Annotated in this window: 17 protein-coding genes; 8 read left to right on the plus strand and 9 right to left on the minus strand. The window is 73.7% G+C overall.

Annotation, left to right across the window (positions count from 1 at the left end; translation table 11 throughout):
- Nucleotides 1-10: 10 nt before the first annotated feature.
- A complete protein-coding gene (rsmH, locus tag ABTZ58_RS14915; protein WP_351355476.1) occupies nt 11-967 on the minus strand; it encodes a 16S rRNA (cytosine(1402)-N(4))-methyltransferase RsmH in 957 nt (318 codons plus the stop codon).
- 295 nt (nt 968-1,262) lie between these two features.
- Here rsmH and ABTZ58_RS14920 point away from each other — a divergent pair, with 295 nt between their 5' ends.
- The 4 genes from ABTZ58_RS14920 (at nt 1,263) to ABTZ58_RS14935 (ending at nt 6,934) form a co-directional block, all read left to right on the plus strand.
- Nucleotides 1,263-1,874 (plus strand): beta-class carbonic anhydrase, encoded by a 612-nt coding sequence (locus ABTZ58_RS14920; RefSeq protein WP_502996072.1) that lies wholly within the window; start codon nt 1,263-1,265, stop codon nt 1,872-1,874.
- A gap of 277 nt (nt 1,875-2,151) precedes the next feature.
- Nucleotides 2,152-3,192, plus strand: coding sequence for an AAA family ATPase (locus ABTZ58_RS14925; protein WP_351355481.1), 1,041 nt, complete (start codon nt 2,152-2,154; stop codon nt 3,190-3,192).
- On the plus strand, nt 3,192-4,553 hold the full coding sequence (locus tag ABTZ58_RS14930) for a DUF58 domain-containing protein (protein WP_351355484.1): 1,362 nt from the start codon (nt 3,192-3,194) through the stop codon (nt 4,551-4,553). Before ABTZ58_RS14925 ends, ABTZ58_RS14930 begins: the two co-directional genes overlap by 1 nt.
- Nucleotides 4,553-6,934, plus strand: a complete 2,382-nt coding sequence (locus tag ABTZ58_RS14935) for a transglutaminase TgpA family protein (RefSeq protein ID WP_351355487.1) — start codon at nt 4,553-4,555, stop codon at nt 6,932-6,934. The genes ABTZ58_RS14930 and ABTZ58_RS14935 overlap by 1 nt, the downstream gene beginning before the upstream one ends.
- Before the next feature lie 610 nt (nt 6,935-7,544).
- Here ABTZ58_RS14935 and ABTZ58_RS14940 read toward each other — a convergent pair.
- The 3 genes from ABTZ58_RS14940 to ABTZ58_RS14950 all read right to left on the minus strand — a co-directional run bounded on the left by ABTZ58_RS14940 (nt 7,545) and on the right by ABTZ58_RS14950 (nt 9,759).
- Nucleotides 7,545-7,946: an SCO2097 family morphological protein gene (locus ABTZ58_RS14940; protein ID WP_309096861.1), complete on the minus strand. Its 402-nt coding sequence runs from the start codon at nt 7,944-7,946 to the stop codon at nt 7,545-7,547.
- 278 nt (nt 7,947-8,224) lie between these two features.
- Nucleotides 8,225-9,031, minus strand: coding sequence for a methyltransferase (locus tag ABTZ58_RS14945; protein WP_351355490.1), 807 nt, complete (start codon nt 9,029-9,031; stop codon nt 8,225-8,227).
- A 164-nt stretch (nt 9,032-9,195) separates the two neighbouring features.
- Nucleotides 9,196-9,759 carry an SAV_6107 family HEPN domain-containing protein gene (locus ABTZ58_RS14950; RefSeq protein WP_351355492.1) on the minus strand — a complete coding sequence of 188 codons (564 nt, stop codon included), beginning with the start codon at nt 9,757-9,759 and terminating at the stop codon, nt 9,196-9,198.
- Nucleotides 9,760-9,927: 168 nt separating this feature from the next.
- Between ABTZ58_RS14950 and ABTZ58_RS14955 the strand changes: the two genes are divergently transcribed.
- The 4 genes from ABTZ58_RS14955 to ABTZ58_RS14970 all read left to right on the plus strand — a co-directional run bounded on the left by ABTZ58_RS14955 (nt 9,928) and on the right by ABTZ58_RS14970 (nt 15,585).
- Nucleotides 9,928-10,926 (plus strand): ATP-binding cassette domain-containing protein, encoded by a 999-nt coding sequence (locus ABTZ58_RS14955; RefSeq protein ID WP_502996073.1) that lies wholly within the window; start codon nt 9,928-9,930, stop codon nt 10,924-10,926.
- Nucleotides 10,898-12,982, plus strand: coding sequence for a YhgE/Pip family protein (locus ABTZ58_RS14960; RefSeq protein ID WP_351355498.1), 2,085 nt, complete (start codon nt 10,898-10,900; stop codon nt 12,980-12,982). The genes ABTZ58_RS14955 and ABTZ58_RS14960 overlap by 29 nt, the downstream gene beginning before the upstream one ends.
- A gap of 47 nt (nt 12,983-13,029) precedes the next feature.
- Entirely contained in the window at nt 13,030-13,659 is a 630-nt protein-coding gene (locus ABTZ58_RS14965; RefSeq protein WP_351355501.1) for a TetR/AcrR family transcriptional regulator, read from the plus strand.
- Between the two features lie 435 nt (nt 13,660-14,094).
- On the plus strand, nt 14,095-15,585 hold the full coding sequence (locus ABTZ58_RS14970) for a phytoene desaturase family protein (RefSeq protein WP_351355504.1): 1,491 nt from the start codon (nt 14,095-14,097) through the stop codon (nt 15,583-15,585).
- A 66-nt stretch (nt 15,586-15,651) separates the two neighbouring features.
- On the opposite strand, the gene ABTZ58_RS14975 is transcribed toward ABTZ58_RS14970, so the two are convergent.
- From ABTZ58_RS14975 to ABTZ58_RS14995, 5 genes are all read right to left on the minus strand, one after another.
- A complete protein-coding gene (locus tag ABTZ58_RS14975) occupies nt 15,652-16,593 on the minus strand; it encodes an SCO2102 family sporulation regulator (protein WP_351355507.1) in 942 nt (313 codons plus the stop codon).
- A gap of 56 nt (nt 16,594-16,649) precedes the next feature.
- Nucleotides 16,650-17,573: a methylenetetrahydrofolate reductase [NAD(P)H] gene (gene metF / locus ABTZ58_RS14980; RefSeq protein WP_351355510.1), complete on the minus strand. Its 924-nt coding sequence runs from the start codon at nt 17,571-17,573 to the stop codon at nt 16,650-16,652.
- Nucleotides 17,574-17,687: 114 nt separating this feature from the next.
- Nucleotides 17,688-18,344 (minus strand): thiamine phosphate synthase, encoded by a 657-nt coding sequence (gene thiE / locus ABTZ58_RS14985; RefSeq protein WP_351355513.1) that lies wholly within the window; start codon nt 18,342-18,344, stop codon nt 17,688-17,690.
- Nucleotides 18,345-18,614: 270 nt separating this feature from the next.
- Entirely contained in the window at nt 18,615-18,980 is a 366-nt protein-coding gene (locus tag ABTZ58_RS14990) for an Rv2175c family DNA-binding protein (RefSeq protein ID WP_309096851.1), read from the minus strand.
- Nucleotides 18,981-19,140: 160 nt separating this feature from the next.
- Nucleotides 19,141-20,382, minus strand: coding sequence for an NAD(P)/FAD-dependent oxidoreductase (locus ABTZ58_RS14995; protein WP_351355516.1), 1,242 nt, complete (start codon nt 20,380-20,382; stop codon nt 19,141-19,143).
- Nucleotides 20,383-20,530: the final 148 nt, after the last annotated feature.

Genomic DNA, 20,530 nt, shown 5'->3' on the forward strand with positions numbered 1-20,530 from the left:
CACCCCTGGCTCACTCGACGTCCTCCCTGATGCGCTGGGCGCCGCGCAGCCGCGCCGGTGCCGCTCGCCGGTTCTCGGCGATCTCCTCCTCCGTGGGGAGTTCGGCACCGCGGGTGAGCAGCTTGAGCCGCGGCTGGTAGCGCTCCGGCACGACCGGCAGCCCGGGCGGCGCGGTGGTGGCGGCACCCGCCGCGAACACCTGCTTGACCAGCCGGTCCTCCAGCGAGTGGTACGACAGCACGGCGATCCGCCCGCCGACGTCCAGCGCCTTCACGGCGGCCGGGATCGCCCGTTCCAGGACGGCGAGTTCGCCGTTGACCTCGATGCGCAGGGCCTGGAAGGTGCGCTTGGCGGGGTTGCCGCCGGTGCGCTTGGCGGCCTGCGGCAGGGCGTCGCGGATCAGTTCGACCAGCCGCGCGCTGCTGCTGAACGGCTCCTTCTCCCGCTCGCGCACGACCGCGGACACGATCCGCTTCGCCTGCTTCTCCTCGCCGTACGCCCGGAGGATGCGGACCAGTTCGCCCGGCGGGTACGTGTTGAGGACCTCAGCGGCGCTGACCCCGGTCGTCTGGTCCATCCGCATGTCGAGCGGGGCGTCCTGGGCGTAGGCGAAGCCGCGGTCGGCCTCGTCGAGCTGCATGGAGGAGACGCCGAGGTCGAACAGGACGCCCTGCACGCGCGCGATGCCGAGCCTGCGCAGCACGTCGGGGAGTTCGTCGTAGACGGCGTGGACGAGGGTGGCGCGCTCCCCGTACGGCGCGAGGCGCTCGCCGGACAGGCGCAGGGCCTCCTTGTCACGGTCCAGGGCGACGAGACGGACGTCCGGGAACCGCTCCAGGAGCGCCTCGCTGTGGCCGCCGAGGCCGAGGGTGCAGTCGACGACCACGGCGTCCGGGCCCTCAAGGGCGGGTGCCAGCAGATCCAGGCACCGCTGGAGCATCACCGGGACGTGTCGACTCTCGCTCAAGGGGCCCTCTCAGATCCGGCGGGCCCGCACGCACCGCCGGGTCACCGCCCGCTCGTGAGGAGGCCTGCCGGCGCCGGAAGCGTCAGTCGACCGGGAGCGGGAGGAGGCCGAGCCGTACGTACGCGCCGCGCACGCGGGGAGATCTCCGGTCGTCGCCGGGGTCTCCGGGAATTCAGTCCAGCGGGGAGAGTCTCGCCTCCCGCTTCGCGTCACTTTAGTCCACCCTGTGTCGCGGTCAATCAACCGGCCTGCGCGTCGCACACCACCCCTGTGGGTTACCTCACTACAAGGTCCGATGGCGTTCTTTGTCCCCTCTCACAGCGGGACGAGGACCCGGGTGACCAGTAACGTCATGGTTATGACGACTTCTGCATCGGTTCCCACTGGCCCCCACGCCGCGACCACCGGCGGCACCGTCACCGACCGGCTCGTCGAGGCGAACCAGCGCTACGCCGAGGCCTTCACCGATCCCGGCATGGACGCCCGCCCCGTCCTGCACGTCGCCGTCGTGGCCTGCATGGACGCCCGCCTCGACCTGCACGCGGCGCTCGGTCTTGAGCTCGGTGACTGCCACACGATCCGCAACGCGGGCGGTGTCGTCACGGACGACGTGATCCGCTCCCTCACCATCAGCCAGCGCAAGCTGGGCACGCGCAGCGTGGTCCTCATCCACCACACAGGCTGCGGCCTGGAGAGCCTCACCGAGGACTTCCGCAACGAGCTGGAGGTGGAGGTCGGCCAGCGCCCGGCGTGGGCCGTGGAGTCCTTCCGGGACGTCGACCAGGACGTCCGGCAGTCGATGCAGCGCGTGCGCACCTCCCCGTTCCTGCTGCACACCGACGACGTGCGCGGCTTCGTCTTCGACGTCAAGACCGGCCTGCTGCGCGAGGTCGACCCCGCCTCCTGACCTGGTCGCCCACCCCGTCGGCAACCCCCGGTAGCTGTCGAAAGCCTGTCAGTCACGCGTTCGAATGGCCGTAAGACCGACATATCGCGGCCAGTTGTCCACAGTCGAGTGACACGAATCGGTAACGGCAGCAAGAATGCGGGAGTGGCGTCACGCGGAACTTTTCACGCGTGGTGTGCGTGTTCGGGGTGGGCCGGCCCGCGTCATGCGGCGTCGGCCCGGGAAACTGGGGTATCCCGTGCTTCCTGGGAGCAGGGGAAAGGCCGAGGAGGGCCGGGTGACGACCTATGACGATCGAGCGAGCCTCACTGATCTGACCGCCGTGGTGGAGCGCGTGCGGGAGTCGGTGGAAGGCGTGATCGAGGGCAAGCCCGAGGTCGTACGGCTCTCGCTGACCGTACTGCTCGCCGAGGGGCACCTGCTGATCGAGGATGTCCCGGGCGTCGGCAAGACCATGCTGGCCAAGGCGCTGGCGCGGTCCATCGACTGTTCGGTGCGGCGCATCCAGTTCACGCCGGACCTGCTGCCGTCGGACATCACCGGTGTCTCCATCTGGGACCAGCAGCGCCGCGACTTCGAGTTCAAGCCGGGTGCGATCTTCGCGCAGGTGGTGATCGGCGACGAGATCAACCGCGCCTCGCCCAAGACGCAGTCCGCGCTCCTGGAGTCGATGGAGGAGCGGCAGGTCACCATCGACGGCAAGACCTACGAGCTGCCCAGCCCCTTCATGGTGGTGGCGACGCAGAACCCGGTCGAGATGGAGGGCACCTACCCGCTGCCGGAGGCCCAGCGCGACCGCTTCATGGCGCGGGTCTCGGTCGGCTATCCCAGCGCGGAGGCCGAGCTGCAGATGCTGGACGTGCACGGTGGCGTCTCCCCGCTGGAGGACCTCCAGCCGGTGGCGCACGCGCACGAGATCCTCAAGCTGATCGAGGCGGTGCGCGGTGTGCACGTGGCCGAGCCGGTCCGGCGCTACGCGGTCGACCTGGTCGGCGCCACGCGCACGCACCCCGACCTGAGACTGGGCGCCTCCCCACGTGCCACGCTGCATCTGCTGCGCGCGGCCAAGGCGTCCGCGGCCCTGAGCGGCCGGGAGTACGCGCTGCCGGACGACGTGCAGGCCCTGGCCGTCGCCGTCCTGGCCCACCGTCTGCTGCCCACCGCCCAGGCCCAGCTCAACCGCCGCACGGCCGAGCAGGTCGTCGAGGAGATCCTGCAGCGCACCCCGGTGCCGGCCTCGCCCCAGCAGCAGAGCGGCTTCGGCGCCGTGGGCCGCACCGCGCCGACCTATCCCTCGCACCCGCCGCGGAGGCTGTGATGAGCACCGCCGGGACGGGGCAGGCGGAGGCCGACCGGGGCGAGAAGGGCGGCGTCCGCACCGCCCTGGCCGGTCTGACCACCCGCGGACGCTCCTTCCTGGCCGCCGGCGTCGCGGCCGCCGTGTGCTCGTACGTGCTCGGACAGGCCGACCTGCTGCGCGTCGGCCTGCTGCTGGCGGTGCTGCCGCTGGTGTGCGCGACGGTGCTGTACCGCACGCGCTACCGGGTCGCGGGCAGCCGCCGGCTCTCCCCCGCGCGCGTGCCGGCCGGCAGCGAGGCGCGGGTCCACCTGCGGATGGACAACATCTCGCGGCTGCCCACGGGCCTGCTGATGCTCCAGGACCGCGTCCCGTACGTGCTCGGTCCCCGGCCCCGCTTCGTGCTGGACCGGGTGGAGGCGGGCGGCCGGCGCGAGGTGTCCTACCGGGTCCGTTCCGACCTGCGCGGCCGCTATCCGCTGGGCCCGCTCCAGCTGCGCCTGACCGACCCGTTCGGCATGTGCGAGCTGACCCGGTCCTTCTCCACGTACGACACCCTGACCGTGATCCCGCGCGTGGAGCCGCTGGCTCCGGTGTGGCTGAGCGGCGAGGCGAAGGGCTACGGCGACGGGCGGCAGCGCTCGCTGGCGCTGGCCGGCGAGGACGACGTGATCCCGCGGGGCTACCGCTACGGCGATGACCTGCGCCGCGTGCACTGGCGCTCGACCGCTCGCTACGGCGAGCTGATGGTGCGCCGCGAGGAGCAGCCCCAGCGCGCCCGCTGCACGGTGCTGCTCGACACGCGGGGCATCGCCTACGCGGGCGCGGGCCCGGACTCGGCCTTCGAGTGGGCCGTCGCCGGGGCCGCCTCCGTGCTGGTGCACATGCTCGAACGGGGCTTCTCCGTGCGGCTGCTGACGGACACCGGCAACGCGGTGCCCGGCGAGGGCGGCGACGGCTTCGCGGGCGCGAGCCAGGAGTCGGCGGATGCGGCCGGGCTGATGATGGACACCCTCGCGGTGATCGACCACTCCGACGGCGCGGGCCTGTCCCGGGCCTACGACGTGATCCGCGGCGGGAACGAGGGGCTGCTGGTGGCCTTCCTCGGCGACCTGGACGAGGAGCAGGCGGCCGTGGTGACCCGGATGCGGCAGCGCAGCGGGGGCGCGGTGGCCTTCGTGCTGGACAGCGGCACCTGGACGCGGGAACCGAGCGACGTGCCCGGTCCGTTGCACGGGAGCGGGGAGCGGCTGCGCATGCTGCGCGAGGCGGGGTGGACGGCCCTCGGCGTGCCGCGGGGCGTCTCGCTGGACGAGCTGTGGCGGCAGGCCGACCGGGAGCGCCGGGGCGTGGCCGCCGCGAGCGGCGGGGAGGGACCGTGATGAGCGGGCGGGTACGACTGACGCTGGCCGCGTGGGCGGCCACGCTGATGGCCGCGTGCGCCCTGCTGCCCCTCGTCGAGCCGGCCACGTGGATCGTGCAGGCGGCGTTCCTGCTGGCCGTGCAGGCGGGTGTGGGCGCCGCGGCCCGCCGGGTGCCGCTGGCGCGACCGCTCACGGTGGCGGCCCAGGCCCTGGTGACGCTGTTCCTGCTGACCTTCGTCTTCGCCCGGGAGCAGGCTCTGGCCGGGCTGATCCCCGGACCGCAGGCCTTCGAACGCTTCGCGCTCCTGCTCGAACAGGGCGGGCAGGACATCGCGCGGTACGCGATCCCGGCCCCCCTGGAGTCCGACGGCATCCGGCTGATGCTGATCGGCGGGGTGCTGGTCATCGGGCTGCTGGTGGACACCCTCGCGGTGTCCTTCCGCAGCGCCGCCCCGGCCGGTCTGCCGCTGCTCGCGCTGTACTCGGTCGCGGCGGGGCTGTCCGACGGGGGCACCGACTGGCTGTGGTTCCTGGTCGCGGCGGCCGGCTATCTGATGTTGCTGCTGGCCGAGGGACGGGACCGGCTCTCCCAATGGGGCCGGGTCTTCGGCGGCGCCCCTCGCACGGGGACGGGCGAGTCGAGCGGCGCGGTCGCCCCGGTCCGCACCGGCCGGCGCATCGGCGTGGTGGCACTGGGCATCGCCCTGGTGGTGCCGCTCGGCCTGCCCACGATGAACGGCGGGCTGCTGGACTCGGTGGGAGCGGGCGCGGGCGCCGGCTCGGGCGGCGGTGGCACGATCTCCGCCGTGAACCCGCTGGTGTCGCTGCGGGACAGCCTGAACGCGGACGAGGACCAGCAGGTCCTCTCCGTGAAGACGGAGCTGGCGGACGTCTCGGACCTGTATCTGCGGATCGTGTCCCTGGACGACTTCGACGGCACCACCTGGAAGCCGTCGAGACGGTCCATCACCGCCGTCCCCGACGGAACGTTCCCGACCCCCATCGGCCTCTCCCCGGACGTCAAGCGCGCGGAGGTCGACACGTCGATATCGGCGGCTGACTGGTACGCCCAGGACTGGCTGCCGATGCCGTACCCGCCGAGCGGGGTGCGCATCAGCGGCAACTGGCGGTACGAGCCGCTGGGCATGACCCTGGTCGGCGACCACGGCCAGAACACGCGGGGCCTGACCTACCAGGTGAGGAGCCTGGACGTGCAGCCGACGGCGGAGCAGCTGGCCTCCGCCGAGCCGGCGCCCGAGGCCATCCGGCGGGACTTCACCGAGCTGCCCGACTCGCTCCCGTCCGTCGTCGCCCGCACCGCCCGCCAGGTCACCGCGGGTGCCGCCAACCCGTACGACCAGGCCGTCAAGCTGCAGGACTGGTTCGCGGTGACCGGCGGCTTCGAGTACGACACGCAGGTGCAGGTCGGCAGCGGCTCGGAGGCGATCGCCCGGTTCCTGCGGGACAAGCAGGGCTTCTGCGTGCACTTCTCCTTCGCCATGGCGGCGATGGCCCGCTCCCTGGACATACCGGCCCGGGTCGCGGTGGGCTTCGCGCCCGGGTCCCCGCAGGCGGACGGCTCGGTGTCGGTGGGGCTGCGCGACGCACACGCCTGGCCCGAGCTGTACTTCGAGGGCGTGGGCTGGACCCGCTTCGAGCCGACTCCCAACCGCGGCTCGATTCCGCCGTACACCGTGCCGGACACGCCGGGCAGCTCGGTGCCGGACGAGGTGCGTCCGAGCCAGTCGACGTCCGCCGCGCCGTCCGCGACGCCCTCGGCGAGCGAGAGCTGCACGCCGGAGCAGAAGAAGCTGGACGGCGGCTGCGGCAGTGAGTCGCCCCAGGCAGCGCTGCCCACCGGCGGTGACGGCCCCCCGTGGTACGCGTTCCTGGTCTGGGTCCTGGGGGGTCTCGCCGTGGTGGCACTCCCCCTGGCCCCGATGCTGTGGCGCCTGCGCACCCGCTCGGTACGCCTGGGGGCGCACGGCCGGGGAGAGGCGGACGTGGCGCCGCACACCCTGGCCGTCTGGCAGGAGCTGACGGACACCGCGTGGGACTTCGGCATCCCGCCGGACGAGTCGCTGACCCCGCGCAAGGCGGCCGCCCGCATCGTCCGGCTGGGCAGCCTCGACGGTGAGGCGGCGACGTCGGTGCACCGGGTGGCGGACGCGGTGGAGCAGGTCCTGTACGCACCGCACCCCCGTCTCACGGCCGGGCTGCCGGACGACGTCCGCCGTGTGGCGGCGGGTCTGAGCGCCGGAGCGGGCCGTGCGGCGAGGTTCCGCGCGGTTCTCGCCCCGCGCTCCACGACGCGGGTGCTGTGGGCGGCCTCGGACTGGTGGTCCGGTGTCCGGCAACGGGCCGTGGACCTACACCCCAACTGGGGCAGGCAGGGCTGAGACCCGGGCGGAGCCGGTGGGCTACTACGGCTGGGGCCCGGGCGGGGGGAGCCGGGCGGCAGCTGCCAGCCAGGGCTCGGGCAAGGTGGAGCCGCGCAGCAGCTGCGGTTGAGGCCCGGCAGGTGGAGCCGGGCGGCAGCTGCGGCCGGGGCCCGGGCAAGACGGAGCCGGGCGGCAGTTGCGGCCGGGGCGGGTCCTAGGGGGCCTGACAGGCCGCCGGGCGCGCATGGCCCCGGCTCCCGGCACCGCCCCGCCCACGCCGGCCGTCCTCGACGCCTGCCTCCGCGCCTGTGGGGCCGGGTCGGCGCTCGGCGTGGTTCCCTCCCGGTGTGCGGGCCGCGGCCGGCCAGGGGCCGAGGGCGTGGCGAGAGGGGGACCGTACGGCTGAAGCCGGTTGGACGAGATGGCGTCCGGCCGGCTTCGTCCTGCGGGCTCCGGGTGTCGCACCGCCTGCTGGGACGGCGCTCGGACGCTGCCGGGCCGCGCTCGCACCGGGCGCACCCCGCCGGGTACGGATCTCCCCACCCCGGGCATGCGTCAGGGGGTGACCACGACTCGGTGGTCACCCCCTGACGAGGTGTTCATGGGGACCTGACGCGGCTCCGCGGGGCTAATGGCCGCCCTGCTCGTCGCGGCGCTTCTGCCAGCGCTGCTCGATGCGGTCCATCATGGAGCGCCGTGGCCGGCCCTGGCGGCGTCCCTGCGGGCCCGCAGCGGCACCGGCGGCCTGTTCCCCCGGCTTGGGGGCCTTGCGCCAGCCGGTCACGGCGAGCACCGCACACCCCAGCATGACGAGGAAGCCCACGACGCTGAGCCAGACCTGCTTGGCGACCATACCGGCCATGAGGAGCGCAATACCAACGAGGAAGCCCGCGACCGCCTGGTAGACCCGCCGCCGGGTGTACGTACGCAGCCCGCTTCCCTCAAGCGCCGACGCGAACTTGGGATCTTCGGCGTACAGCGCTCGCTCCATCTGCTCGAGCATGCGCTGCTCGTGCTCCGAGAGCGGCACGGAGTCCTCCTCATCGTGCAGTCGCCGGGGCGACCCGGGGGGTCCCTTCAGGATAGGCAGGGAATCGCCCCCGTGAAACCCGCCCCTCTGCGCCAATTGGCAACCGGTATCCGCCATGGGCGTCCCGACTCGCTGAGGCTTGTCATTCCCCGGCGGCCGACCCGTCATGCCGGAACGGTCTCCTTCGATCATACGGCGCCAAGCCCCCATTCGGGGGGCCTGTGGCGTACTCCATCCCCAGCCGAGCCGCTGATCAGCGGCGGTGCCTCAGAGGTGGCTCACACCCCGCCGGACCCAGGCGCCTCATTGCCCCCACCGGTTTCGGAGGTCTCACCGGTCTCACCGAGCACGTGGAGCTGTGTGGCCACCGAATGGAAGGCCGCAAGCTCCGCCGCCGCCTCCTCCAGCTTCAGCAGCGCCTCCAGGGCCCCGGGCTCGGTGTCCACGAGGACGCCCGGCACGAGGTCGGCGAAGACCCGCACGCCGTGCACGGCGGCGACCCGCAGGCCCGCGCCCTCGACCAGGCCGGTGAGCTGCTCGGTGGTGAAGCGGCGCGGGACCGGGTCACCCGAGCCCCATCGTCCGTTCGGGTCGTCGAGCGCCTGCCTGGCCTCCTTGAAGTGCCCGGCGAGGGCCCGCGCGAGCACGGCACCGCCGAGCCCGGCAGCCAGCAGGCTGAGGACGCCCTCCGGGCGCAGCGCCGCCACCGCGTTGCGGACGCCCTCGGCCGGGTCGTCCACGTACTCCAGGACGCCGTGGCACAGCACCGCGTCGTAGCCGTCGCGCTCGACCACGTCGAACAGGCCGTGGGCGTCGCCCTGCACGCCCCTGACGCGGTCGGCGACGCCGGCCTCGGCGGCGCGGCGCTCCAGCGCGAACAGCGCGTTGGGGCTGGGGTCGACGACGGTGACCCGGTGGCCGAGCCGGGCGACGGGCACGGCGAAGTTGCCGCTGCCGCCCCCCGTGTCGAGGACGTCCAGCGACTCCCGGCCCGTGGCCTTGACCCGGCGCTCCAGGGCGTCCTGGAGGACCTCCCAGACCACGGCGGTACGGAGTGAGGCGCGGGGGCGCATCGGGTCCGACACGGCAGTTGACTCCTCGGCGCGGCACCGCCTCTTGCGCGGCGGAGCGAACGGGCTGCCTTCCCCGGCCCCGGCTGCGGGGAGGGAAGACTTCAGGCTCCCCCACCCTATTGCCTCCGGCCCGGCGCCCGGCATGACCCGGTGCGGGGGCCGGCTCCTCCGGCCGGTCAGCCCGCGTCCGGCATGTCCGCCCCCGGTCCCCGGTCGTCGGGCCGGTCCTGGTCCGGCCGGGGCTGTGGGAGGACCGGCTGGAGGACCAGCATGCGCTCGACGAGACGCAGGAACATCGACACGTCGCGTATGAGGTCGTCGGCGTCCCGGCCGCTGGCCGCGCCCTGGATGCCGGCCTCGGCGCGGGCGCGGCGCCGGGCGCCGGATGCGAACAGCGCGCTCCACTCGGACAGTTCGGGCGCGATCTCGGGGAGCACTTCCCATGCGCTTCGGATCTTGGCCCTGGCCCGGGGCGAGGTCTCCGGCCTGCCCCGGGCTGCGAGCACGGCGGCGGCGGTACGCAGGGCGGCCAGGTGTGCCGTCGCGTAACGCTCGTTCGGGGTCTCCAGGACGGTGGCCTCGTCGAGACCCGCGCGGGCCTGGGCGAGCAGGTCGAGGGCGGCGGGCGGGGCCGAGGCCCGGCGCAGCACGGGGTGCACGTCGCTCGCGGGGCCGGTCAGTGAGGGGGCAGGGCCGGTGGCGCGGCGCCGGCGGGCGGCTGCTGCGTGGTAGCTGGCCATGACGAACCTCCTGTCGTCTGTGTGACGGCGCGTCCGTTACGGAGTGCCGTATGTGACCCATCGTGAGGTATGGCACTGACAATCCGTTCTGACCTGCTGTTTTGCCTCGCTCGTAGGTTCGGAGTAGTTTTTGCACTGACCAGTCAGTTCAGATTTTTGGGGAGTCTCGTGGGGGAACCGACGGGAGGGGTGCGGATCGCCGCGGAGGGCCTGGGGATCAAGGGGCCCAGAGGGTGGGCGGTCCGCGGGATCTCCGTGGACGCCGAGCCGGGGACGCTCGTCGCGGTGGAGGGTCCGTCCGGATCCGGCCGGACGTGCCTGCTGCTCGCGCTGACGGGACGGATGAAGGTCACGGAGGGCACGGCGGCGGTGGGCGACGCGCGGCTGCCCCGGCAGATGGCGGCGGTGCGCCGGGTCAGTGCCCTGGCGCACGTGCCGGGGGTCACCGACCTGGATCCGGCGCTCACCGTCGGCGAGCACCTGCGGGAGCGGGCCCTGCTCCAGCGGCGCTTCGGCGATTCCCTGCGCGCCCTGCTGCGGCCCCGGGGCGAGCGGGCGGCCGAGGCCGGCCGGCGCGTCGACGAGGCGCTGGCCGCCGCCGGTCTCGACCTGGAGACCCTGCCCAAGGGGCCGCGCACCGCCGTCCGGGACCTGGAGCGCCTGGAGGCGCTGCGGCTGTCGGTCGCGCTGGCGCTGGTCGGCCGCCCGCGGCTGCTCGGCGTCGACGACACCGACCTCAAGCTCTCGGGCAAGGAGCGGGACGAGGTCTGGGCCCTGCTCAGGTCCCTCGCGGCCGCCGGGACGACGGTCGTGGCGGTGTGCAGCGAGGCCCCGGCGGACACCCTGCCGGTGTCCACCCGGGAGAGCCACGCCGACCGGCCCGCCGAGGACGCCCCGGACACCGCAGACGCCCCGGACACCGGAGACGACCGGGACCCCGCAGACGCCCCGGACACCGAAGACGTCAAGGACGCCGGAGACGACCGGGACGCCAAGCACGCCCCGGACACCGTGGGCGAGCACGCCGACGGGAGCGGCCGGGACCTCGGGGACGCGCAGGCCGTCGCCCGCGCGGACGCAGATCAGGGAGACCAGGGAGACCAGGGAGACCAGGGAGACCAGGGAGAGGGGAAGGCCGATGCGCTCGCCGAGACTGGCCGCGCTTGAGCTCCGCCGCTTCGGCCGGGGGAAGCTGCCGCGCGCCGCACTCGTGGCGCTGCTGGTGCTGCCGCTGCTGTACGGCGCGCTGTACCTGTGGTCGTTCTGGGACCCGTACGGCAGGCTCGACCGCATTCCCGTGGCGCTGGTGAACGAGGACCGGGGGGCCACCGCCGGCGGAAAGCGCATCGCGGCGGGCGACGACATCACGAAGGGCCTGCGCGACAGCAGGACCTTCGACTGGCGCGAGGTCAGCGCCGCCGAGGCCCGCAGGGGCGTCGAGGACGGCACGTACTACCTGTCGCTCACCATGCCCGCCGACTTCAGCGAGCGGATCGCCTCCAGCTCCGGGAACACCCCGGAGACCGGCGCCCTGCAGGTGCACACCAACGACGCCAACAACTACATCGTCGGGCAGATCTCCCGGACCGTGTTCGGCGAGGTGCGGCAGGCCGCGTCGACGAAGACCTCGCGCTCCTTCCTGGACAGGATCTTCGTGTCGTTCTCCGACATCCACGGCGAGACCGTGCAGGCGGCCAAGGGCGCCGACAAGCTCAAGGGCGGCATCGGCAAGGCCGAGAAGGGCTCCAAGGACCTCGCCGACGGCCTGAAGGACGCCAAGGACGGCAGTGGCAGGCTCTCGAAGGCGCTGACGAAGCTCACCAGGGGCGCCGGCGCCCTCCAGGACGGCTCGCAGGGCGTCGCGGACGGCACGCAGACGCTCGCCGACAAGGTCAACGGCACCGCCGGCAAGGTCCGCCCCTTCCTGAAGGGCAACGAGAAGACCATCGGCGACACGGCCCAGCTCGTCGCCGACTCCTCCGGGGTGATCCGCAAGCACCTGGACACCCTGGTGAAGACGGCCCCGACCGCCGCCAAGGGCGCCCGCGCGGCGTCCGGCACGCTGACCGACGTCTACACCCGGCGCTGCGAGGACCCGACCCTGCCCGACGCCGCCTGTGCCGACCTGAAGAAGGCCAAGGAAGCGGCCGCCGACGTCACCCTCATCGCCGACGACCTCAACACCCTCATCGCGGACCAGGACGGTGACCTGGACCGGCTGGACAAGAACCTCGCCACCCTGCAGCAGCAGTCCCAGGCGCTGGCCGACCGCGCGCCGCACCTGTCCGAGGACCTCGACGACGCCGTCAAGAAGATCAACAAGCTGAACGACGGGGCCGCCCGGGTCGCCGCGGGGGCGAAGAAGCTGCACTCGGGGCTCGGCAAGGCCAAGACCGGCGCCGTCGATCTGGACAAGGGCGTCGGAAAGCTGAAGACGGGCGCGGACGACCTCAACGGCGGCATCTTCAAGCTCGTCGACGGCTCCGGCAAGCTCGCCGGGGGGCTGCACGACGGGGCGGAGAAGATCCCCGACTACGACAAGCAGGACCGCGACCGGCGCACCGAGGTCATGGCCGACCCCGTGCGGCTCGCCTCCCAGGACCTGCACAAGGCGCCCAACTACGGCACCGGATTCGCCCCGTACTTCATCCCGCTGTCCCTGTGGGTGGGCGCGATGGTGGCGTACATGCTGATCACGCCGATGAACCGGCGCGCGCTCGCCGCGGGCGCCCCGGCGTGGCGGATCGCGCTGGCGGGCTGGCTGCCGGTGGTGGCGATCGGGGTGCTGCAGACGGTGGCCCTGATGTCGGTGCTGCACTGGGCGGTCGGCCTGGAGATGGTGCGGGCGGCCGGGACGGTGGGCTTCCTGTTCCTGGTGACGGCGTGCTTCGCGGCGATCGTGCAGTGGCTGAACGCGCGCTTCGGGGCGGCGGGCCGGATCCTCGTCCTCGCGCTGCTGATGCTCCAGCTGACCTCGGCGGGCGGCACGTACCCCGTGCAGACCAGCCCGGGCTTCTTCAACGCGCTGCACCCCTTCCTGCCGATGAGCTATGTCGTCGAGGCGCTGCGGCGGCTCATCACCGGGGGTGGTCTCGAACCGGTGTGGCACGCGTGCGTGGTGCTGACGGCGTTCACCGCCGGTGCCCTCGCGCTGACCGCCGTGGCGGCCCGCAGGCGCCAGGTGTGGACGCTGGACCGGCTGCACCCGGAGCTGACGCTGTGAGCGCCTCCGTCACTTCTCCGGGAAAGGTTCCTGTGACAATCAGGGCCATGGAAAGCAGCAGTGCCGCGTCGGGCGGCAGCACGCGCCGCGAGGCCACCCGGCAGAAGCTCTACGAGGCGGCCGTCACGCTCATCGCCGAGCAGGGGTTCTCCGCCACGACCGTGGACGAGATCGCCGAGCGTGCCGGGGTGGCGAAGGGCACGGTGTACTACAACTTCGCGAGCAAGTCCGTCCTCTTCGAGGAGTTGCTGCGGCACGGGGTGGGGCTCCTCACCGCCTCCCTCAGGGAAGCGGCCGAGCGCACCGCCCGGGACGGCGGCGGCAAGGTGGACGCGCTGGACGCGATGATCCGCGCGGGCCTGGTCTTCATCGACCGCTACCCGGCCTTCACCCAGCTCTACGTGGCCGAGCTGTGGCGTACCAACCGGGCCTGGCAGTCGACGCTGATGGTGGTGCGGCAGGAGGCCGTCGCGGTCGTGGAGGACGTCCTGCGCGAGGGGGTCGGCAACGGCGAGCTCAGCGAGGAGATCGACGTGCCGCTCACGGCGGCGGCGCTGGTCGGCATGGTCCTGGTCGCCGCGCTCGACTGGAAGTCCTTCCAGCCGGAGCGCTCCCTGGACGACGTCCACGCGGCCCTGTCGCGGCTGCTCCAGGGGCGGGTGAGCGGCTGCCGCTGACAGCGCGGCCGGCGCCCACGGGAAAGCGCCGGTCCGCTGTGGCCGCGTCCCCCGCGGGCCACCTCGAACCGGCGCCTTCCGTGCTCCCCCGTACCTCCCCCCGCAGGACCCCCGTTGCGGTCGTCCCCCGGTTCTCCCCCGTGCCTCGCTCCCGCCGACACGGTCGGCGGAAGGAGCGGATCGCGGGCCGGCCCCGTTCCGGCGCCCCGTGTCGCCGGTGCCGGAGCCGAGCCCCTCTCCGTGTCTCCACTCTCTCGTTCGCGCAGGTCGTCCCCCATCCGCGCGCGTACTCAAGTCCCCCACTAGGTACGGGTACTCAGTCCTGCGCACTCAGCCCCACACCGCCGTGCCGGCGTCCGGTCACGAGCGCGTCCGCGCCCGTACTCGCCGGGTGGCCCGGCGGGACTGTCGGTGGGGGCGGATAAAGTCCCTGGCATGGCACGGATTGCGGTGATCGGCGCCGGGATGGGCGCACTGACGGCCGCCGCCCGGCTGGCTGTCGCGGGCCACCGGGTGGCGGTGTACGAGCGGACGGACACCTACGGCGGAGCGTTGCGCCGCTTCGAGCGGGACGGGTTCTCCTTCGACACCGGCCCCGGCCTGCTCCCGCTGCCCGCCGTCTACCGCGACCTGTTCGTCAAGACCGGCAAGGAGCCGCTGGAGGCGTGCGTCGAGCTGGTCCAGGTCGACCCCTCGTCCCGGCACGTGTTCGCGGACGGCACGGCGGTGTCGCTGCCGAACGCCTCGCGTGCGGGTGTCGTCACCGCCCTGGACGACGCCCTCGGCGCGGGCGCCGGGGAGCGGTGGGGCGACTTCCTGGTCCGGGCCCGTGAGGCCTGGGACCGGACCCGCCGGCCGCTCCTGGAGGAGCCCCTGTGGCCCAACTGGCAGGTGCTGGCCGAGCGCGAGCCCTACCCGGCGGTCCCCCACCGGCGCCTGCTGCGCACCCGCCGGGCGGGCACGCTCGCCGAGGTCGGGGCCTGGGAGCTGCGCGACCCCCGGCTCACGGCCCTGCTGGAGGGGTACGCCCTCGCGCAGGGCCTGGACCCGCGGACCACCCCGGCGAGCGCGGCCGTCCTGCCGTACATGGAGCACGCCTTCGGCACGTGGTACGTGCGCGGCGGGCTGCGCGAGCTGGCCCGTGCGGTGTACGAGCGGTGCCTGGCCCGGCGGGTCGAGTTCCACTTCGGCGCCGGCGTCACCGCCGTGCGGGAGAAGGACGGCCGGGCCTGCGGGATCGAACTGACCGACGGGACGGTCGCCGAGGCCGACTTCGTGGTGGCCGGGGTCGCGCCCGGCGTGCTGGACGGGCTGACGGCGGGCCGTGGGGTGCGGGCCGACGGCGAGGTGCCGCCGCAGCCGGCGGCGGCCAGCCGGCTGACCGTCCTGCTCGCCCTGCGCGGCGCCCGCCCCGAGGGCACGGCCCACCGCACGGTGGTGCACGCCCCGGACCGGGAGGCGGAGTTGGCGGCCCTGTTCGGCTCGGCGGCGCCGGACGCGCAGCCGACCGTGACGGTGCTGCGGCCGGGCGACCCGCGATCGGCCCCGCAGGGCCACGAGGCGGTCTCGCTGACGACGGTGGTGCCCGCGCGGCAGGACGGACCCTACGACGCGCTGGCCGAGCGCGTGATCGCCGCCGCCGAGCGGGCCGTGCCCGGGCTGCGCGACCGTCTGCTGTGGCAGGAGGTGCTCACCCCGGCCGACATCGCGGAGGCGACGGGCGCGGAGGGCGGCGCGGTGCCCGTCCCCGCGCTGGCGGCGGCCGGGGGGCGGTTGCTGCACCCGTCCAACGGCACGCGGGTGCCCGGCCTGTTCGCCGTGGGCGGCTGGGCGCATCCGGGCGGCGGGCTGCCGCACGCGGGCATGTCGGGCGCGCTGGTCGCGGGACTGATCGTGGAGGGGCCGGAGTTCCGGGGCTCCCAGTGACCGGCCCGGCCCCCGGCCCGGGCGCACAAGAGGACTTGAGAGGGCTCAAGGGGGCTCAAGACGGCTTCAGAAACGGTACTGCTCGTCGAATCCGTTGCCGTGCGGCTGCTGCCCGCCGCCCTGGTAGGGGTAGGCCTGCTCGGGCGGCAGCTCCTGCCCGTACTCGTCGGTGTTGCGCTGCTGCGGCACCCACACGCCGCCGGGCGGGGTCTCGCCGCCGTAGGTCCCGGCGTACTGGTCCTGCCCGTACGCCTGCTGCTGGGCGTAGTACTGCTGGTCGCCGTAGCCGCTGTCGTACGGGGTTCCGCCGTAGTTCGAGGAGCCGATGTACGGGTCGGAGTAGGCGGCGTACTGCTGCTGGCCGCCCGCGTCATAACCCTGCTGCTGGGCGTAGCCGGAGTAGTCGTAGGCGTAGGACTGGTCGCCGTTCTGGGCGGCGTACTGGTCGTGCTGCGGGGCATCCGGCCGGGGGTAGCCGTTGTCGCCGTAGACGCCGTAGGAGCCGGTGTCCTCGGGCATGGGCTGCGGCTCGTAGACGGAGGTGGCCTCGGCGGCGGTGTCCCGGCCGGGGCGCGCCGGCGTGAAGACGTCGTCGCGGTCGTAGTCGTCGTCCGGGCCGTAGGCGGTGGCGCGGCGGTGGCCGCCGGCCTCGTCGCCGTAGCCGCCGTCGGCCTCCTCCAGGCCGGAGACCTCCAGGGTCGGCTCCTGGCGGCCGCGCTCGCTGCGGCCCCGGCGCTTGCTGCCGCCGAGCATCGGGGCGTTGACCGCCCAGCCGGCCGCGAAGCCGCTGCGGAAGGAGAGGGTGACGTAGGTCTGCCCGACCGCGAAGGCGGCCGCGCCCAGTCCGATCACGACGACGGACGGGATGAGCACACCGACCACGACGCCGAGGAAGCCGACGAAGGCCAGCAGCCGCCAGCGCAGCCGCGCCTTGTACTGCAGCAGCACCTCGCCCAGCAGCCACAGCGCGACGATGCCGAACGCGATGTAGAGGACCGCCCAGCCCATGTACGCCCCTCTCCCAGTGGCCGCTACGCAGTGTGTCGTATACCGGTGCGAACGGTCTAGGCCTGCGATGAGTGGTGCAGGCCCAGGTTCTCGTAGATTTCCAGTGTCGCGGTGGAGTTGTTGAGCGTGATGAAGTGCAGGCCGGGCACACCCTCGGCGAGCAGCCGCGCACAGAACTCCGTGGCGAATTCGATCCCAATGGAGCGTACAGCGGCCGGATCGTCTTTCGCCGCGAGGATCCGCTCTTTCAGAGCGGCCGGGAACGCGGCGTTGGTGAGCGAGCCGATCCGCTCCAGCGACCGCACGCTGGCGATCGGCATGACCTCGGGGATGATCGGGGTGTCGCAGCCGGCCGCCGAGACGCGGTCGCGCAGCCGCAGGTAGTCCTCCGGGTGGAAGAACATCTGCGTGATGGCGTAGTCGGCGCCCGCGCGGCACTTGTCGACGAAGTGGCGGACGTCGGTGTCCCAGTCGGTGGAGCGCGGGTGCATCGCCGGGAAGGCGGCGACGCCCACGCAGAAGTCGCCGGACGCCTTGATCAGTTCGACGAGTTCGGCGGCGTAGGCCAGGCCCCGGGGGTGCGGCACCCACTCGCCCATCGGGTCGCCGGGCGGGTCGCCGCGCAGGGCGAGCATGTTGCGGATCCCGGCGTCCGCGTACTGGCCGATGATGTTGCGCAGGTCGGCCACCGAGTGGTCGACCGCGGTGAGGTGGGCGATCGGGGTGAGGGTGGTGTCGGAGGCGATCGCCTCGGTCGCCTTGACCGTGCCCGCGCGGGTGGAACCGCCGGCGCCGTAGGTGACGGAGACGAAGTCGGGCGCCACGGCCTCGACCCGCCGCAGCGCGTTCCACAGCATCCGCTCGCCCTTCGGGGTCTTCGGGGCGTAGAACTCGAACGAGTACGTCGTCTTGCCGGTCGCGAGCATGTCGCGGACGGTGCGCGCGTGGTCCGATCTGATGGATGCGGTGCCGAGGGCCATACGGGCAGGTTAGCCAGGGGCGGTCGGTCCCCCAACCGGGCGCTGCGATTTGCACTGTTTGTCCACTTGCTGTCCACCCCTTGGACATTCCGTCCCGTGACGGGCCCGCCCGGGCTACCGCTCCCGCAGCCGCTTGGCGAACTCGGCCGCCGCCGCGCCCGGGTCGTCGGCCTCGGTGATCGCCCGTACGACGACGACGCGCCGGGCGCCCGCTTCCAGGACCTGGTCGAGCGTGGTCAGGTCGATGCCGCCGATGGCGAACCAGGGGCGGTCGGTGCCGAGGGCGGCGGTGTACCGGACCAGGTCCAGGCCGGGGGCGTGGCGGCCGGGCTTGGTGGGGGTGGGCCAGCACGGGCCGGTGCAGAAGTAGTCCACGCCGTCCTGCGCGGCGGCCGCGGCGGCCTCCGACTCGGCGTGGGTGGAGCGGCCGATCAGGACGTCGTCGCCGAGGATCGCGCGGGCCGCGGGGACCGGGAGGTCGCCCTGGCCGAGGTGGAGCACGTCCGAGCCGGCGGCGTGGGCGACGTCCGCGCGGTCGTTGACCGCGAACAGCTTGCCGTGCCGGGCGCAGGCGTCGGCGAAGACGGCCAGGTGCTCCAGCTCCTCGGCGGCCTCCATGCCCTTGTCGCGCAGCTGCACGATGTCGACGCCGCCTGCCAGCACGGCGTCCAGGAACTCCGCGAGATCACCCTGCCGCTCGCGGGCGTCGGTGCACAGGTAGACCCGGGCGTCGGCGAGCCGGGCGCGGGCGGTGGTGGCGGTGCCGGGCATGGGTGTCCCCCTGAAGGTCGGTGCCGCGGGGTGCGCCCGCGGTACGTCGGTGCCGTACGGGTGCGTGTGCGGTCGCGGGGAAGGCCCCGGCCCGCCATGACGCCTCGGGCACCCTACGCCCGCCCCTCGGCCGGCCGGGGCGCGCCTGTGGCCCCGAACGGGCACGGCCTGCCTCCGGGCCGTGACCTCGCGGGCCACGGCCCCCTACGGGCGGTTGTTCAGGTCCGGCCCCGCTCGCGCGGTGCCGGACGGTTGTCCGGTCGAGGTCGGTCAGACCGCGAGCGCCTGGGCGCGGCGCTTCACCTCCGTGCCGCGATTCTCACGGAGTGCCTGCGCCGGGGTGCCGGGCAGGGACGGGTCGGGGGTGAAGAGCCACTCCAGCATCTCTTCGACCGTGAAGCCGTCGTCCCGCAGGAGCGTCAGGGTCCCGGACAGGCCCTTGACGACCTTGTCCCCGTCGATGAAGTCGGCGGGGACGTGCAGCGCGCGGTTCTCACCGCGGCGTACGGCGATGAGCTGGCCCTCCCTGACCAGCTGCCGCACCCGCGTCACCTCGACGCCGAGCTGTTCGGCGATGTCGGGGAGGGTGAGCCAGGCTGGGACGAGAGCATCGATCTTTGCGTCAATCTCGGTCACGGAAACAAGCCTGCCATCCGCCACTGACAGCCGGAAGCCGACCCGGTCCACCCGGGCGGACGCGCCGGGCCCGCCACCCGCCCGGACAGCGGGCCACAGACCTGCGCCACGGCCCCACCGGGACACAACCCTGCGCCACGGCCGCACCGGGCCGCGGGCCCTACGCCGCGGCCGCCTTCATCGGCCGGGCCGGGTCCGCCAGCAGCACCGGGTTCATCGGCGTGCCCGACTCGATCAGACGGCGGCCCTGGGCCAGGTCGCGGGGGCGGCCCACCGCCAGCAGGGCGACCAGCCGCTCGTCGCGCAGCCAGCACACCGTCCAGGCCGGACCGGACGGGTCACCGCGCCACAGGGTCCGGTCGGCGTCCGCGTGGTGCCCGGCGAACTGCACGAACCGGCCGAACTGCTCGGACCAGAAGTACGGGACCGGGTCGTAGACGGCCGGCGGCTCGCCCGTGGCCCGGCCGACGATGTTCGCGGCGACCGTGCGCGGCCCCTGCAGGGCGTTGTCCCAGTGGTGCACCAGCAGGCGCTCGCCGTACCGCCCCGAGGGGAAGGAGGCGCAGTCGCCGACCGCGTACACGTCCGGCACCGACGTGCGCAGGTGCGCGTCGGCCGTGATCTCGCCGTGGCCGCCCAGCTCGATCCCGGAGCCGGCGAGCCAGGCCGTCGCCGGGCGGGCGCCGATGCCGACCACGACCGCGCCCGCGGGCAGCCGCGAGCCGTCGTCGAGGACGACCGCGCCGGGTTCGACGCGCTCCACGCGCGCGTGCGTGCGCAGCACCGCCCCGGCGTCGGCGTACCAGCCGGCCATGGGTGCGGCGACCTCGGCGGGCAGCGCCCCGGCGAGCGGCCGTCCGGCGGCCTCCACGACGGTCACCGCGCAGCCCGCCTCGCGCGCGGCGGTGGCGAACTCCGCGCCGATCCAGCCCGCGCCGACGACCACGATGTCGTGCTGGCGGGACAGGACCGGCCGCAGCCGCTCGGCGTCGTCCAGCGTGCGCAGCAGATGCACGCCGGGCACGCCCTCCGCGCCGGGCAGCCGGACCGGTTCGGCACCGGTGGCGACCACCAGGACGTCGTAGGGCACCGGCCCGTCCTCGGTGTCCAGTTCGTGATCGCCGGGACGCACGCCCAGCACCTCGCAGCCGAGCCGCAGTTCGATGCCGAGGGCCTCGAAGTCGACGTCGAAGGCGGAGCCCTCGGACTTGCCCAGCAGGACGGCCTTGGACAACGGCGGCCGGTCGTAGGGCTGGTGGGGTTCGGCGCCGATCAGCAGCACCGTGCCGGCGAAGCCCCGCTCCCGCAGCGCGACCGCGGTCTGCACACCGGCCATGCCCGCGCCCGCCACGACCACGCGCCGCGGCGCGGACGCCCCTGGTTCCTGCGTCTGCTCGCTCACCTGATCACCATAGTCAGCTGACGTTGCGTCAGTCAGTGCCCGTGCGCCGTGACCTGCTCCACAGCGCCCGCCCGGCCACCCGGGTCTTCCCGTCCGGATACCCGCAAACGGCCCGCGTACGACGCCTCAGTGGCCGGTTCGGTTCGGA

Origin of the sequence: Streptomyces sp. NPDC094143 (genome assembly GCF_040303825.1) — a bacterium.
Classification (GTDB): Bacteria; Actinomycetota; Actinomycetes; order Streptomycetales; family Streptomycetaceae; genus Streptomyces.